The organism is Janthinobacterium sp. OK676 (assembly GCF_900103595.1).
Lineage (GTDB): Bacteria > Pseudomonadota > Gammaproteobacteria > Burkholderiales > Burkholderiaceae_D > Janthinobacterium.
On sequence record NZ_FNHA01000002.1, the window covers coordinates 485,310 to 501,293 of the forward strand.

10 protein-coding genes are annotated in these 15,984 nt (G+C 64.1%); 3 read left to right on the top strand and 7 right to left on the bottom strand.

Annotation, left to right across the window (positions count from 1 at the left end):
- Positions 1-67: 67 nt before the first annotated feature.
- The 3 genes from BLU39_RS05740 to imuA all read right to left on the bottom strand — a co-directional run bounded on the left by BLU39_RS05740 (position 68) and on the right by imuA (position 2,980).
- The gene (locus BLU39_RS05740) at positions 68-772 is read right to left on the bottom strand and encodes a glutathione S-transferase N-terminal domain-containing protein (RefSeq protein ID WP_092710838.1); all 705 of its coding nucleotides are present in this window, start codon (positions 770-772) and stop codon (positions 68-70) included.
- A gap of 80 nt (positions 773-852) precedes the next feature.
- On the bottom strand, positions 853-2,340 hold the full coding sequence (locus BLU39_RS05745; RefSeq protein WP_092710842.1) for a Y-family DNA polymerase: 1,488 nt from the start codon (positions 2,338-2,340) through the stop codon (positions 853-855).
- Complete coding sequence (imuA, locus tag BLU39_RS05750) at positions 2,270-2,980, bottom strand: translesion DNA synthesis-associated protein ImuA (RefSeq protein WP_092711324.1); 711 nt, start codon at positions 2,978-2,980, stop codon at positions 2,270-2,272. The genes BLU39_RS05745 and imuA overlap by 71 nt, the downstream gene beginning before the upstream one ends.
- Positions 2,981-3,186: 206 nt before the next feature.
- Here imuA and BLU39_RS05755 point away from each other — a divergent pair, with 206 nt between their 5' ends.
- On the top strand, positions 3,187-4,452 hold the full coding sequence (locus BLU39_RS05755; protein ID WP_092710845.1) for a putative Na+/H+ antiporter: 1,266 nt from the start codon (positions 3,187-3,189) through the stop codon (positions 4,450-4,452).
- Positions 4,453-4,502: 50 nt separating this feature from the next.
- Here BLU39_RS05755 and BLU39_RS05760 read toward each other — a convergent pair whose 3' ends face one another.
- The 3 genes from BLU39_RS05760 to BLU39_RS05770 form a co-directional block, all read right to left on the bottom strand.
- A complete protein-coding gene (locus BLU39_RS05760; protein ID WP_092710848.1) occupies positions 4,503-6,536 on the bottom strand; it encodes a GNAT family N-acetyltransferase in 2,034 nt (677 codons plus the stop codon).
- A gap of 83 nt (positions 6,537-6,619) precedes the next feature.
- Positions 6,620-7,834 (bottom strand): MFS transporter, encoded by a 1,215-nt coding sequence (locus BLU39_RS05765; RefSeq protein WP_092710851.1) that lies wholly within the window; start codon positions 7,832-7,834, stop codon positions 6,620-6,622.
- Positions 7,835-8,145: 311 nt separating this feature from the next.
- Entirely contained in the window at positions 8,146-9,345 is a 1,200-nt protein-coding gene (locus BLU39_RS05770) for an extracellular catalytic domain type 1 short-chain-length polyhydroxyalkanoate depolymerase (protein ID WP_092710854.1), read from the bottom strand.
- Positions 9,346-9,583: 238 nt separating this feature from the next.
- Between BLU39_RS05770 and BLU39_RS05775 the strand changes: the two genes are divergently transcribed.
- The gene (locus tag BLU39_RS05775) at positions 9,584-10,171 is read left to right on the top strand and encodes a PRC-barrel domain-containing protein (RefSeq protein WP_092710857.1); all 588 of its coding nucleotides are present in this window, start codon (positions 9,584-9,586) and stop codon (positions 10,169-10,171) included.
- Between the two features lie 206 nt (positions 10,172-10,377).
- On the opposite strand, the gene hrpA is transcribed toward BLU39_RS05775, so the two are convergent.
- A complete protein-coding gene (gene hrpA / locus BLU39_RS05780) occupies positions 10,378-14,583 on the bottom strand; it encodes an ATP-dependent RNA helicase HrpA (protein ID WP_092710860.1) in 4,206 nt (1,401 codons plus the stop codon).
- 57 nt (positions 14,584-14,640) lie between these two features.
- Here hrpA and argA point away from each other — a divergent pair, with 57 nt between their 5' ends.
- On the top strand, positions 14,641-15,951 hold the full coding sequence (gene argA / locus BLU39_RS05785; RefSeq protein WP_046685875.1) for an amino-acid N-acetyltransferase: 1,311 nt from the start codon (positions 14,641-14,643) through the stop codon (positions 15,949-15,951).
- Positions 15,952-15,984: the final 33 nt, after the last annotated feature.

A 15,984-nucleotide genomic window follows, 5' to 3' on the forward strand; every position in this document is an offset into this window, starting at 1 on the left:
CTCGTATCAAAGCTGCCGCGCAGCGCGGCCGATGGCGCATTGTAGCGCCGCCCGGCCACTGCCTGCGTTAATCCCTCTTCGGAATATTGACGCCTTTGGCAACGGCTGGCCTGGCCAGGAACGCATCGAGCACGCGCTGCACGTTCGGGAAATTTTCAAAACCGACAAGGTCGCCTGCGCCATAGAAACCCACCAGGCAGCGCACCCACGGGAAGATGGCGATGTCGGCAATCGTGTACTGGCTACCCATGATCCAGTCGCGGCCCTGCAGGCGCTGCTCGAGCACGCCCAGCAGGCGCTTGGCCTCGCCGATGTAGCGTTCCAGCGGACGCTTGTCCTCGTAATCCTTGCCGGCAAATTTATGGAAGAAGCCCACCTGGCCGAACATGGGGCCGATACCGCCCATCTGGAACATCAGCCACTGGATGGTTTCATAGCGCAGGCCCGCGTCCTGCGGAATGAACTTGCCCGTCTTTTCGGCCAGGTACAGCAGGATGGCGCCTGACTCGAACAGGGCCAGCGGCTTGCCGTCGGGACCGTTCGGGTCGAGGATGGCGGGAATCTTGTTGTTGGGATTGAGGGACAGGAACTCGGGCGATGTCTGGTCGTTCTGCTCGAAGCTGACCAGGTGCGGCTCGTACGCCAGGCCCAGCTCTTCCAGCAAAATCGAAACCTTGATGCCGTTCGGCGTCGGCAGCGAATACAGCTGCAAGCGTTCGGGATGCAGGGCAGGCCATTTTTGGGTGATGGGGAAGTCGGAAAGCTGTGTCATGGATATCCTTCGTTTCAATTAAGATGCGGCGCCGGGAAGCCAGTATAGCCAAGCACGGCAGTTTCAGCAGGACAGCGCATTCAGCCAAACAAACCATGCAAAAACCAGCGCGGCGCGGCGTCTTCTCCGCTGCCGGCGATGCGCTCGCGGTAGACCCAGTAATGAGCATGGTCAAGGCCTTCGGCGATGAAATAATCGCGCGCTTGCGACTGGCCCCACCAGCCCGCCTCTATGCGTTCGGCAACGGACACCATTTTCAAGGGCGAGCCATAGAATGGCCGGTGCTCGCGCATCAGCAGGGCGATGGGCTGGGCCAGCAGCCAGCCGGGACGGGGCATGCCGGCCAAGCCGGGCGGCAAGTCCGGCTGGGCGTTCCTGGCGCCAGGCTTGGTCGGCAGCGGCAGCCACTGGTTGGCCGCTTCGGGACGGTAATCGGCGCGTGGTGCTGCCTGCAAGACATTGTCGCTCCCCAGGCGCGCCACCAGCAATTCCAGCAAGCGCTGGCGCTCCTGCGGCGTGCCGCCCGGCTCGGGGAACAGGCTGTCGCTGGGCGGCGCCATCGGCTGCACCTGCAGCGCTTCCAGGGTCAGGCCGATCACGGGGGCGTCCAGCGTCAGCTGGGCCAGGCGCTCCTTGAGCAGGCGCACCAGATGCTCGTCGCGCCACACGGCCTCGCCCAGCGCCAGGTCGATGATGGTGGGCGCGCGCGCCACCCTGCCCCGCTCGTGCGCCAGCAACAGCTGGATGCGCTCGACGGCAAATTGCCGCGCGCACAGCCAGCCCGTCATTTGCTGCAGCAGGCGGCGCGCGCCGAACAGCAGCGCGTCGGCGTGCTCCACGCGGTCGAACAGTTCCAGGCTGGCGCGGAACGTGGGCGGCGCTTCCAGCCACACGAACAGTTCCGTGCTGTGGCCATGCGCATCGTCGAGCATGTCGAGCAAGGCCCCGCCGCAGCGGCGCTGCAAGCCGGGCCGGGGCAAGTGGCGCAGCTGCCCCAGGGTGCGGCAGCCGATGCCCTCGAACCAGTCGAGCCAGGGGCGCGCGGGCGGCAGCAAGGCGCACGGCAAGCGGTCGAGGCGGCGCACGAGACTGGCCATGCCCAGCACGCGGCCCTGGCGCGTACCGGCGCGCGCCAGCAGCCAGGCGCCGCGCGCCGTGGGCGCGCACGACAGCTGGGCCGTGTAGCCGAGTGCGCGCAAGCTGGCCGCGATGTGCCGGCACAGGGCGCGCACGCCGCCGAACAGGCGCAGGCTGGCGCCCGCATCGACCAGCAGGGTCGCTTCCTCGCCCAGCGCCACCAGCGGCGAATATTGCAGCAGCGCCAGCGCCACCGCTTGCAGGGCTTGCGCTTCCAGTTCAGGAGAGCGCTCGTGCAGGCGCGCCTGCGGCGCCAGCATCAGCGCGCCCGCGCGGCGCATGCCCGGCCGGATGCCGGCCGCCAGCGCCAGCGGCGACACGGCCATCACTTGCTCCTGCTCCAGCACCACGCTCAGGTGGTCAGCCGACCAGCGCGGGCAAAATACTTCGAGCGGGAGCCGGGGCAGGCACAGGCCGATCCAGAGTCGCATGACGCAGCAATAAAGAAGGTGGTTGCAGGGGCAGGAACAGGGGCGCGTCGCGCTGCGGTCCCCGGCGCTTGATGAAACCGATGTCGATACCGCCGGCGGCCGGGCGCACGGACAGGCGCAGCGGCGCCGGCGACGCATCCTGCGCGCCGTGCAGGGGGCGCAGCATGCAGAACAGGGTGTTGCCGCTTTGCGCGGCCAGGTGCAGACGGCGCAGGCTGTCGGCGCGCACGTGCTGCTGCCAGAACAGCAAGGCGCCGCACGTACCGCTGCGCAAGATGTTTTCCGCCGCCCACAAGGCATCCTTGCTGCCGGCGCTTTTAAGCCACAGCAGCTGCGACGGCGCCAGCCCCTGCGCGGCCAGGGCCAGCGCTTGCGGCGGATGGGGCGGCTGCAGCAGCACGATGGGCAAGCCCTGCAGTTGCGCCAGCGCGGGCGCCAGCAGCCGCAATTCGCCGCTGCCCGGCTGCTGCACCAGCAGGTCGATCAGGCTGCCGCTGGGCCAGCCGCCACCGGGCAACTGCGCGGACAGGGCGGCAAAACCCGTGTCCAGGCAGCGCGTGGCGCCCTGCCCCAGCTGCGATGCACGCCATAAAGACGGGTGCAAGGCTTCCGGCGAGGCCATCAATTGAGAATGTTGCATCATTGGCTAGATAGATAAATACTGTATGCATATACAGTACTATCCAGGCCCGCTTTTGGCAAGGTTTATCTCACTGCCGCTGGCGCCGGGGCCGCTCCGCCATGTCCGAAAAACCCCGTTTTTGGTATCGATTGCTGTACCATAAGCACTCTCCTTACCGCTCGGCAATGCACCGGGCGGCTTCCTCCGTCCATAAGGAAACGCATTTGACCACCATCCAAATCATCAGCGCCATCGTCTTCGGCCTCGCGCTCATCCACACTTTTGCCGCCAAGTCGTTTGAAACCTTGTCGCGGCGCCATCCCCGCCATGCGGGCTTGCTGCACTTGCTGGGCGAAGTGGAAGTCGTGTTCGGCTTCTGGGCCTTCATCCTGATCATCATCATGGCCTTTGTCTCGGGCAGCGATGCGGCCATCGAGTATGCCGAGTCGCGCCATTACACGGAGCCGCTGTTCGTCTTTGTCGTCATGGTCGTGGCCGCCTCACGCCCCGTGCTCGACGCCGTGCAGCGCCTGTTGAAAGGCGTGGCGCGCGTCATGCCGCTGCGCACGGAACTGGCCCTCGTCTGGCTGGGACTGGCGCTCGTGCCCCTGACGGGTTCATTGATCACGGAACCGGCCGCCATGACCCTGGCAGCGCTGATGCTGGCGCCGCAAATCTTCCGCCCGGGCATCCCCGAATGGCTGAAATATGGCGCGCTGGGCGTGCTGTTCGTCAACGTTTCCATCGGCGGCACCCTCACCTCGTACGCGGCGCCGCCCGTGCTGATGGTGGCCACCACGTGGAACTGGGACAGCGCCTACATGGCCAGCCACTTCGGCTGGAAAGCCGCCATCGCCGTGCTGATCAACGCCACGGGCGTAAGCATATTGCTGCGCAAATATCTGCACAGCAACACTTCCGACATCAAGCCGAAGGCCGGCGAGGTGGAAGCGCCAAAAGTGCCGCTGGCCGTCAGCCTCGTGCACATGATCGTACTGGCCGGCGTGGTGACACTGGCGCACCATCCCGTGCTGTTCATCGGCCTGTTCCTGTTCTTCCTCGGCTTCGTGCAGGCGTACGAACGCTATCAAAGCCCGCTGATCCTCAAGGAAGGCTTGCTGGTCGGCTTCTTCCTCGGCGGCCTGGTGGTACTGGGTGGCATGCAGCAATGGTGGCTGCAGCCCATCGTTTCGAGCCTGAAACCGCTGGCCCTGTTCTTCGGCGCCCTGGGCTTGACGGCCATTACCGACAATGCGGCCCTCACTTACCTCGGTTCGCTGATCGTCGGCATGACGGATGAAGCGAAATACATGCTGATGGCGGGCGCCGTGGCCGGTGGCGGCCTGACCGTCATCGCCAATGCGCCGAATCCGGCCGGCGTGGCCCTGCTGCGCCGCGGCTTCAAGGATGAATCGATCGGCGCCGTCGGCCTGCTGGCCGGCGCCCTGCTGCCGACGGCCGTGGCCGGCCTGGCCTTCCTGGCCCTGTAAGTCTTCACGGGGCGGCTGCCGGCCGCCCCTGCTCCCTTCAGTTTCCCGCCTCAGTTGCCTTCATACACCAGGAAATGCAGCCGGTCATAGAACAGGCTGTAGGCGTAGTCGAACGTGCCCACGCTGCGAAAACCCTTGTGCAGATACACTTGCAGCGCTTCGCTCTTTTCCCACACGGTCAGGGCGACGCGCGCGCAGCCCTTGCGGCTGGCCAGGTCGCGGATCTCATGGAACATTTGCCTGAATAAACCCTGGCCCCGGTATTTCTCGTCGATGGCCAGGCTGCTGACGAAACAATCGTCGGCACGCGCATGCGCGAGCACGAAGGCATCATAGGCATCGTCGAGCGCCTTCATGTCGTCGCGGTAATAGGAGACGGCGCCGCAGGCCTGGAACTCGTCCATCGTCGCGGCCGTGAAGAAGCCGATGAAGCGCCCGTCCTCGTCATGCAGGCCGTGGATGTGCGCCAGGTACGGATCGATGTTTTGCCGCCGCTGCAATTCGACGAATTGCAGATTGAGTTTATTGCCGAACGAGCAGTATTCCAGGTAGCTGGTGGCAAACAGCAGCTTCGCCATGCGGTTCTTCGACTCGTCGTCCAGCAGTTCGCCCGGCACCAGCGTGAGCGGCGCATGCGACAGCAGGTCCGCCTGCGCCTCGTCACTTGGCGGGGCGGCATCGCCGGCGGCCGGCATGCGGCTGCCGTGGCGGCCCACGGTGGGACGCCAAAAATTGCCGGCGGCAATATGCTGCGAACGGTGGGCCAGCAGGTAGCGGCAAAAGACGCTATTCACGCGGTCGAGCTGCGGGTCGTCCGACAGCACCGAATAATAGTGAAAATGCTCGATGTCGGCCCGCAGCTGGGCCGCATACGCCATGCGCGGCACTTCCTCGATGTCGAACACGTCGACGATGTCGGGCAAGCGCAAAGGATCGTCGAGCCGCCAGCCGATCTCGTCGAGCCGCGCCACGCAGCGGGCATACGCGCGCCGTTCCTCGTCGCTCAGGGGAATGTGCATGCCGGTAATGATATCGTCCAGCAAGCGCATGCCGCGGATACCGCCCGCCACCGCTTCGCGCGCGCCGTCATACAGCACGCAATAGCGCTGGTAGAACTCGGCATGGCTGAGCACGGTCACGCCCAGGTTTTTCTTCCATTCCGCATAGAACTGGCCAAACAGCTGCCCCTCGAATTGCGGGCAGGAACGGGGAACCTGCGCAGCGATGCCCGCATAGGCAAGGTTCACATTGCGCTGGATCTCGCGCAGCGCCGCATCGTTCTTCTTGGCGATCAGCATGCCCGTTTCATCGAGAAACAGATTCATCCAGCTGACGTGCCGTCGCTCCTCGCCCTCGCCTTCCCCGCGCTGGAAATAGTCGGGCACTTCCGGCTTCATCAGGAAAATCGTCGCCGGATTATGCGGAATCGTATCGACATCCATATACAGGCCGCCGTATTCGCACATGATGAGGATGCGGAAATAATCGGACAAGGTGGCGAAGTAGCGCTGCGTATGCAGCGTGTCGAGGATGTCGAAGCGGGCCGGCGCGAAATCGAGCGCCAGCGCGCGCAGCGAGTTGATGTGCAGGGTCGTGCCGCCGATGGCGTAGCGACCTATGGTGTAGCGCCCGGCGCCGCCCGTGGGACTGAAGCGCTCGTCATTGCGTAGCTGCTGCGCATCCCACACCCACAGGATGGAGACGTACGGCGCGCCGCCGTTGCGCCGCACTTCTTCCAGCGCCGCGCCCCACTGCCCGATCGCTTCCGCTGCGATGGCCGGCAAGGGTCCGCCCATCCAGATGCGGTGCAGGTAGCGCTCGTCATCGCCGAGCGCGCGCGTGGGGATGCAGCTGAGCGAAGAGCAGCTTGCCGCGTTTAAATGGTTGAAATTCTGGGCGACGAAGCTGCGCAGGGCCGCGATGCCCGCCTGGTGCTCCGCGGCCAGTTGCCCCAGGTCGCTGCCGGCCGGCCGGACGTCGGCCAGCGTGATGTAATCGAGTTTCAGCCGGTGGATGCGAAACTCGTATTCGAGGTTGAAAATCTTTGCTTGATCGTGTTTCGAGGCCAGGTCATCTATTTTCATGGGCGCACCATTTTCCGCAGGAGAGTGTCAATAAACTTCGCAGGAGGTAAAACAAGGTCGAGAGCAAGCGCATCGTTGCGCCATCAGTGCCGGGCCAGCCGCACCCCGCTTTCCCGGCGTCCCGCCATGCCCCGCGTAAACAGCAGCAGGCAGGCCGTGATGACCACGATGACGGGGATATTGAGCAGCGCATACGTTTCCAGCGCATAGCCGAAGCGCTGGCACAGCACGTTGTACAGCTGCAGCCAGGCGGACAGATAAATGCAGTACAGCAAGCTCATGGCCGCCGTCGTCAAGGTCATCGATTCCTTGCTGGCCGTGATCGCGCTGCGTATCAACGCGCCGTTGAACAGGCCGAAGCCGATGGAATAGACAAACATGCAGGCGGCAAACACGCCGACGTGGTGGCGGCCCGCGCCGGCGCCCAGCATGCCGGCGGCCGCGATCAGCCCGCCCAGGCGCAGCAGGGAGACGAGCGGGAAATCCTGGCGCAGGCGCTGGATGGCAATGCTGCTGAGAACAAAGCCCGACAAGATCACGCATTGCAGGGCGATATACGTGGCGTACGAGGCGCCCATTTCCTGCAGCACGAAGATGGGCGAAAAGCCGATCCAGGCCGTCAGGGGCACAGTGGCCAGACCGGCCGTGAACATGCCGAACATGAAGCGCCCGTTGCTGAAAATGGCCGCATAGCTGCGCACGATGGCGGCCAGGTCCGGGCGCGTGACCGGCGGCGCCGTGCGCGGCATGGTCTTGAACAGGCCCAGCAAGGACAGCAGCGCCAGCAGGCCCGAGAGGAAAAAGACGTAGCGCCAGTCCAGCCGGCTGATGATGGCGCTGCCGAGGATGGGGCCGGCCAGCGGTGCGAGGATGGTGGTGCTCGACAGGATGCTGCTGAGCTTGACGGCCGCCATGTCGTCGAACAGTTCATGGATCATGGCATAGCCGACAAAGATGAAACAGCAACCCATGCCCTGGATGAAACGCACGGCGAGAAATTGCTCGATCGAGGCCGTCAATGGCACGGCCAAGGTCGCCAGCAGGAACAGGGTATTGCCAGTGAGTACGAGCTTGCGCTTGCCGATGCAGTCGGCCAGGGGCCCGAGGAAAATCTGCAGCGAGCTGCCGCCCAGCAGATACAGGCTGAGGGACAGGGGAACGAACTTTTTCTCCGCCTGGAACTCCTCGACGATGCCCAGCATCGCCGGCATGATCATGTCGTTCGACAGATAGATGTTCAGCTCAAAGACGAGGAAAAACGCAAAAAACCACAGCAACTGCTTGGACTTGATGGACATGGCGCGTTCCGTAACGTGGGTGGCTGCCGTCAGTGCGTATCTGCCGTCGGGGCATGGGACGGCGGACACGGCTTCACACTGAAAACGTGTACCAATTGTATACCAGTTCGTATTTTTAACGCCTGTTTTTGTGTTTTTTAAATACCGAAGCAATACCACTTAAGTGAAATACAGGGAGCTGCGGGATGAGGAATCTGCGCTGAAAAAGGCGCGGCCAGCGTGCCGGCGCGCGGCAGCGGCCCTGCGGAGGAAGGGAAAAGCGATGCGTACCAGTGCCTGTCGCACCGTTGCGGCGCGGCAGGCACTGCCGCTTACCGGCGGCGGTGGCTGGCGAAGAAATCGAGCAGCATCTTGCTGGCGTCGGGCTTGGCCTTGTCGTTGAATGGCAGGCTGGCGTCGCCGCCGCTCCACGCGTGCTCGAGGTACTCGACCTGCGCCACGCGCAGCAGCACGTCCTTGCCCACCTGATACTCGTGCAGCGCATAGGCATGGGCCGGATTGCGCCCGCCCGCCGCGCCGCCGGGCAGGCGCTGCGCCGTCACCACGGTATCGGACGGCAAGCGGTTGACGCGCACGCTCTGGCGCACCAGCTGCGTCTGGTTGATGGGCCGCACCACCTTGTCGGCCAGCCCTTGCAGCAGGATGGTGGGCAGGCGGGGAAACGCGGGCTGGCGCGCCAACACTTCATCGATGGCCGCATCGGCACGGGCGCTAGCGCCATGCTGCATCACGCCCAGCGCGCCGATCAGGTTATGCCCGGCGCCAAACACGGGCCCGGAATGCAGGCCCAGCGCCGCGAACAGATGGGGATGGTTCAAGGCCACGATATGCGCCATGCCGGCGCCGGCGGAAATGCCGCAGATATAGATGCGCGCGCGGTCGATCGCATAGCGGGCCGCTACCTGCTCGATGGCGCCGACGATCAGGCGCACGTCGCCGCCGCCCTCCTGCGTCAGCTTGTCGTACCACTTCCAGCAGCGGCGCGCATGCGAGCGCAGCGATTGCTGCGGATACAGCACGGCGTAGCCCTTGCGCTCGGCCAGGCGGTTCATGCGCGTGCCGTCGGCAAACTGCGTGGCGCTCTGCTCGCAGCCGTGCAGCATCACTAGCAGCGGCCGGCCCCGGCTGCGCATGGCGGCGCTCGGCGCCTTCTCGGGCAGGTACAGGAAATACGGCAGGCGCCGGCCCGGCAACTGCCCCAGTTCCGGCAACGGCGCATAGTGGGCGGCCAGCCACTTGCCTGGCGGCGGCGCCGTTCGCTTGCGCACGCGCGGCGGCGACAGGGGCGTGGCAAAGGGCGCCAGCGAGGGCGTCGCATCGCCAGCCGGTCTGGCACGCGGCTTGGCGATTGTTTTGGCCTTGGCCTTGGCCACGGGCTTGCTGCGGGGTTTGGCCGTGGGCTTGGCCGGCGCGGGGCCGAACAGCACCTTGGCCAGCCGGGTCGCCGTGCGCTGCTGCGCCTTACCGGCGCGCAATAGCCCGCGCAGCCATTTGGTGGCGGGCTTTACCATGGCACGCGGCGCGCGTGTCGTTGTGGAGCATACCGCAAGTTCATCCTACTGCAGCGTTGCGTCATCAGCATGTGCGGCTCCTCCTTGGAACGCATAGAGTACCGCAATTGGCTGACAGCACCGTACGTTTGCACACGGATAAAAGTGCCGCTGGCACCATTGAGGCAGATCAAACGCGACATAGTGCGTATGCTTAATCTGGATGTTCGATCAGCACTTCACACGAGGAGAGAACACCATGAGCTATCTGGACCGCGATATCCTGGGCATGTACCGCAACCACGACGGCCCGGGGCCGGCCCTGATGGGGGCCGATACCCTGATCGGGGACGATGTCTACAATCACAACGACGAGGAGCTGGGCGACATCAAGGAAATCATGCTCGACATGCGCACCGGCCAGATCGCCTATGCCGTGCTGTCCTTCGGCGGCGTCCTGGGCATGGGCGACAAGCTGTTTGCCGTGCCCTGGGAACGCCTGACCCTGGACACCGTCAACAAGCGCTTCCTGCTGAACGTGGACAAAGACTTGCTGAAAAACGCTCCCGGCTTCGACAAGGACAACTGGCCCGACATGGGCAGCGAAGCCTGGAACCAGCAGATGGAAGCGTTCTACGGCAGCGGCACGCGCTACGGCAGCATGGCAGGCAGCCACATGCCATCGGGCAGCGACCTGCGCGGCGGCGCCAGCCTGCAATCGGGCAGCGAAGGCAGCATGTCCGGCAGCTCCATGAGCGGCAGCCGCGCCGGCACGGGCAGCAGCCAGGGCGACCTGGGCTCGCGCTCCTCGCTCGGCGACGATGATGATCTCAATAGGCGCACTTGAGAAACCGGGTGAAGGCAGGTCGGGTAGATCAGGTAGGTCGGGTAGGTCGGATTAGCGGCGCAGCCGCGTAATCCGACACCACCGGCGACACTATTAACACCACTAAACCGCCAAACCGTTAACCCGGCTGGCACCGCTAACCCTATCCACCGTCGCGCCAACGATATTGTCGGATTACGCGTGCCCTTCGGACGCGCTAATCCGACCTACCGCTGCATCGACTCCCATACCTTTTGCAGGCGCTTGGCCGACACCGGCATCGGCGTGCGCAATTCCTGCGCAAACAGCGACACGCGCAGCTCTTCCAGCATCCAGCGGAAGTCGACGAGTTTCGGGTCCGTGTTCTTGCCGGCCTGGCGGTCCTTGGCCTGGCGCAGATACGGCGCGGCGGCCGATTGCCATTCGGCCATGAGCTTGGTGTCGCGCGCAGGGTCGGCGCGCAGCTTTTCCAGGCGCACGTTAATCGCCTTCAGATAGCGGGGGAAATGCGCCAGCTGCGTGTACTCGTTTTCCGTCAGGAAGCGTTTATGTACGAGTCCCTGCAGCTGCGACTGGATATCGGTGGCGGCCGCGGCCGGGATATTTTGCAGGCGCTTGGGCAAGCCGTGGAATTCCGTCAGCACTTGCGACAGCAAACGGGCGATTTCATTGACCAGCAAGACGAGGCGCGACTTGCCCTCCGCCTGGCGCTTGGCGAACGAGGCGGCATCCAGCGGCAGCGGATCTTGCAGGCAGGCGATATCGAGCGCCTTGTTGATGATTTGCTCGCGCAACTCTTCCTGCGAACCGAGGGCCATGAATTGCATGCCCATCTGCTGCAGGCCGGGAATGCTTTTCTCGACGTACTTGATCTGCTCTTTCATTTGCAGCGCGAACAGGCGGCGCAAACCGATCTTGTGCGTGCGGGCGGCCACGGTCGGGTCGTCAAACACTTCCAGGTCGCAATGCGTGCCCTTGTCCACCAGCGCGGGGAAACCGATCAGTGTCAGCTTGCCCTGCACGATTTCTAGCAGCTCCGGCAATTCGCCGAAGGTCCAGGCCGTCAAGCCCATGTGCTGCGAGACGGTGGCGTTGCCTGACGCCGGCGCGGCCGCAGCGGCTGCGCCCTTGGCCGGCGCGCCCCCCTTGCCCGCCGCCGCGTTGACGGCGGCGCCCTGCGCTTGCGCCTGCAGCCGCGACGCCACTTGCGCGCCCGCCACCTTGGCACCCGGTGTGCCCGTGCCGGACACGCCCGATACTTCGGCCAGCTTCTGGAAACTCTGGCGCGCCTGGCCGCCGAATTCCGCTTGCAGGGTGGCCAGGTTGCGGCCCATGTCGAGCTGGCGGCCATGCTCGTCGATCACCTTGAAATTCATGAAGTGATGGGCAGGCAGGGTTTCCGGCTTGAAGTCCGTCGTCAGCACGTTGATGGTGATCTGCGTGCGGATATCAAGAATGATGGCGTCGACCAGGTCACCGCGGCCAAACACACTCGCTGCATGCACGCGCTCGCAGAATTTCGCGGCGTAATCGGGCAGCGGCACGCAGTGACGGCGCAGCTTTTGCGGCAGGGATTTCAACAGCAGATGCACTTTTTCCTTCAGCATGCCCGGCACCAGCCATTCGCAACGCTCGCGCGGCAACTGGTTCAAGGCATACAGCGGCACGCTCAAGGTCACGCCATCGCGCACGCTGCCCGGCTCGAAGTGGTACGTCAGGCCCATTTCCAGGCCCGTCACGGACATGGTTTTCGGGAACAGGTCGGTCGTCACGCCGGCCGCCTCGTGGCGCATCAGCTCTTCGCGGTTCAAATACAGCAGCTTCGGATTGTCGCGCGTGGCTTCCTTGTGCCACTTCTCGAAACCGGCGCCATTGCACACGTCCGCCGGCAGCAGCTTGTCGTAGAAGGCGGCGATCAGTTCATCGTCGACCAGCACGTCCAGGCGGCGCGATTTATGTTCAAGGTTTTCGATGTCCTTGATCAGCTTGTGGTTGTGCGCAAAGAAAGGCGCGCGCGTGTCGAAGTCGCCGCCGACGAGCGCGTCGCGAATGAAGATTTCACGCGCTTCCGGCAAGTTGAAATTGCCGTAGTTGATGCGGCGCTGGCTGTACACCACCAGGCCATACAACGTTGCCCGCTCGGACGCCGTTACCTGCGCCGAACGTTTTTCCCAGCGCGGCTCGCCCCACGATTTCTTCAGCAAATGCACGCCGACTTTCTCCAGCCACTCGGGCTGGATCTGCGCCACGCAGCGCGCGTACAGGCGCGTCGTGTCGACCAGTTCGGCCGCCATGATCCACTTGCCCGGTTTTTTCAGCAGCGAGGAACCGGGCCAGATATGGAACTTGATGCCGCGCGCGCCCAGATAGCCGGCGCCCGGCTCGTCCTCGCCCTTGAAACCGATATTGCCCAGCAAACCGGTCAGCAAGGCCATGTGCAGGTTGTCGTAGGTGGCCGGCGCTTCGTTCAAGCGCCAGCCCTGCTCCTTGACGATGGTCAGCAACTGCGAATGCACGTCGCGCCATTCGCGCAAGCGCATCTGCGACAGGAAATTCGTGCGGCAATTGTCCTGCAACTGGCGGTTGGTTTTCTTGTGCTCGATGGCGGACTCGAACCAGCGCCAGATTTTCAGGTAGCTCAAGAATTCCGACTTTTCATCGGCGAATTTCTTGTGCGCCTCATCGGCCGCCTGCTGGTGTTCCATCGGGCGGTCGCGCGGGTCCTGCACGGACAGGGCCGAAGCGACGATCAGCACTTCCGTCAGACAGGCGTTATCGAGCGCGGCGAGTATCATGCGGCCCACGCGCGGGTCCAGCGGCAGCTTGGCCAGCTTGTTGCCCAGCGGCGTGAGTTTATTGACTTCATCGACGGCGCCCAGTTCCTGCAGCAGCTGGTAACCGTCGGCGATCGCGCGCGCCAGCGGCGGCTCGATGAAGGGGAAGGTTTCCACGTCCGTCAGGTGCAAGGACTTCATGCGCAGGATGACGGCGGCCAGCGAGGAGCGCAGGATTTCCGGCTCCGTGAATTTCGGGCGCAGCAGATAATCCTGCTCTTCGTACAAACGGATGCAGACGCCGTCGGCCACGCGGCCGCAACGCCCGGCGCGCTGGTTGGCGGCGGACTGGGCGATCGGCTCGACCTGCAATTGCTCCACTTTATTGCGGTAGCTATAGCGCTTCACGCGCGCCAGGCCCGCGTCGACCACGTAGCGGATGCCGGGCACGGTCAGCGAGGTTTCCGCCACGTTGGTGGCCAGCACGATGCGGCGCGCATTGCTGGTCTTGAAAACGCGTTCCTGCTCTTCGGCCGACAGGCGGGCGAACAGGGGCAAAATCTCCACGTGCGGCGGATGGTGCTTGCGCAACGCTTCGGCGCAGTCGCGGATTTCGCGCTCGCCCGGCAAGAACACCAGCACGTCGCCCGAACCGATGCGGCACAGCTCTTCCACGCCATCGACGACGGCATCCATCAGGTCGCGCTTTTCACGCGCGGCGGCCGTCCTCTGTCCTGGCTTGTCGGCGTTCGCGCCCGAGCCGGGCATGGCCACCTGTTCGCGCTCGACGGGACGGTAGCGCACTTCCACCTGGTACAGACGGCCCGACACTTCGATCACGGGCGCCGGTTTTTCCGGCGTGCCGAAATGGCGCGCAAAACGTTCCGCGTCGATGGTGGCCGACGTGATGATGATTTTCAGGTCGGGCCGGCGCGGCAGCAGCTGTTTCAGGTAGCCGAGCAGGAAGTCGATGTTCAGGCTGCGTTCGTGCGCTTCATCGATGATGATGGTGTCGTAATTTTTCAACAACGGGTCGGTCTGCGTCTCGGCCAGCAAGATACCGTCCGTCATCAGCTTGACGGACGCGCCCTTCGTCAGGGTGTCGGCAAAGCGCACCTTGAAACCGACCGTTTCGCCCAAGGGCGTACCCAGTTCCTGCGCGATGCGCTTGGCCGTCGACGAGGCGGCGATGCGGCGCGGCTGCGTGTGGCCGATCAGGCCTTTCTGTCCCCGTCCCAGTTCCAGGCAAATCTTCGGCAGTTGCGTCGTCTTGCCGGACCCCGTCTCGCCCGACACGATGATGACCTGGTTTTCCATCAAGGCCTTGGCGATTTCCTCGCGCCGGCCCGAGACGGGCAAGTCTTCCGGATACGTGATCGGTGGCAGCGGGTTGCGGAACGCCTTTTCCGCTTCGCGCGCGGCGCGGGCGGCATCCCGGCTTTCCCGGCCATCCTGTCCCTCGCGCGGCGCGCGCTGCTGCTGTTGCTGCCGCTGTTGTTCTTTCGGCTGCTCCGCGCGCGGCGGCTGCTGCCTTTGCTGGCTCACGGGCGGGCGCTGGCGGCCCTGCGCAGGCGTGGCGGCAGACGTGGAAACACCCCCGCTGACGGGCACATTTGCAACGTTGGAAGGAGGGGAAGACTTATTGCTGGCTGAAGACATTGTTTTTTTACAGGTATTTTAAGCGCGCACATCGCGCAGCGAATTATAATGCGCTTAATGGAAAACCCTACCCAATTCGTCCAATGGCTGCGCTCCGTCGCGCCCTACATCCACGCCTTTCGCGGCAAGACCTTCGTGGTCGCCTTCCCCGGTGAACTCGTCAGCGCCGGGGCGCTGCAGGTGCTGGCCCATGATTTGTCCCTGCTGCATGCGCTGGACATCAATGTCACCGTCGTCTACGGCTCGCGGCCGCAGGTGGCGGAACAGCTGGCCCTGCGTAACGTCGAAGGCCGCTTCCACAACGGCGTGCGCATCACGGACATCGCCGCGCTGGAATGCGCGAAAGAGGCCGCCGGCGAGCTGCGCCTCGATATCGAGGCCGCGTTCAGCCAGGGCTTGCCGAACACGCCGATGTCGCATGCGGCCATCCGTATCATTTCAGGCAACTTCATCACGGCGCGTCCGCTGGGCGTGATCGATGGCGTGGACCTGGAACTGACGGGCATCACGCGCAAGGTCGACGCCGAAACCATCCATTCCATCCTCGGTTCGGACGGCCTGGTGCTGCTGTCGCCGCTGGGCTTCTCGCCCACGGGCGAAGCGTTCAACCTCACCATGGAAGACGTGGCGTGCAGCGCCGCCATCGCCCTGCACGCGGACAAACTGATTTTCATTACCGAAACGCCAATGATGGAAGACGCGACGGGGGTGGAAATCCGGGAACTGTCGTCGCACCAGGCCGAAGCCGTGCTGATGGCCGGCTTCCTGCCCGACGCCACGGCGTTTTATTTGAAACATTGCGTCAAGGCTTGCCACAACGGCGTCGAGCGCTCGCACATCGTGCCGTTCTCGATGGACGGTTCGGCCCTGCTGGAATTGTTTACCCATGATGGCGTCGGTACCATGATCAGCCATGAAAACCTGGAAAGCCTGCGCCAGGCCACCATCGAAGACGTGGGTGGCATCATCAAACTGATCGAACCGCTGGAAGCGGACGGCACTTTGGTGAAACGTGGCCGCGAGCTGATCGAGCGCGAGATCGATTATTTCTCCGTCATCGAGCATGACGGCGTGATCTTCGGCTGCGCCGCCCTGTACCCGTTCCCCGCGCAAAAGATGGCGGAAATGGCATGCCTGACCGTCAATCCTGAAGTGCAAGCCCAGGGCGACGGCGAGCGCATCCTGAAACACATGGAAAACCGCGCGCGCGCCGCCGGCCTGAACAAACTGTTCGTGCTGACCACGCGCACCTCGCACTGGTTCAAGAAACGCGGCTTCGTGCCGGCCACCGTCGACGATTTGCCGAAGGACCGCCAGCATATGTACAACTGGCAGCGCAAGTCGCAGGTGCTCATCAAGACCCTGTAACCCTGAACAAAGAAAAAGCCCGGCATGCCGGGC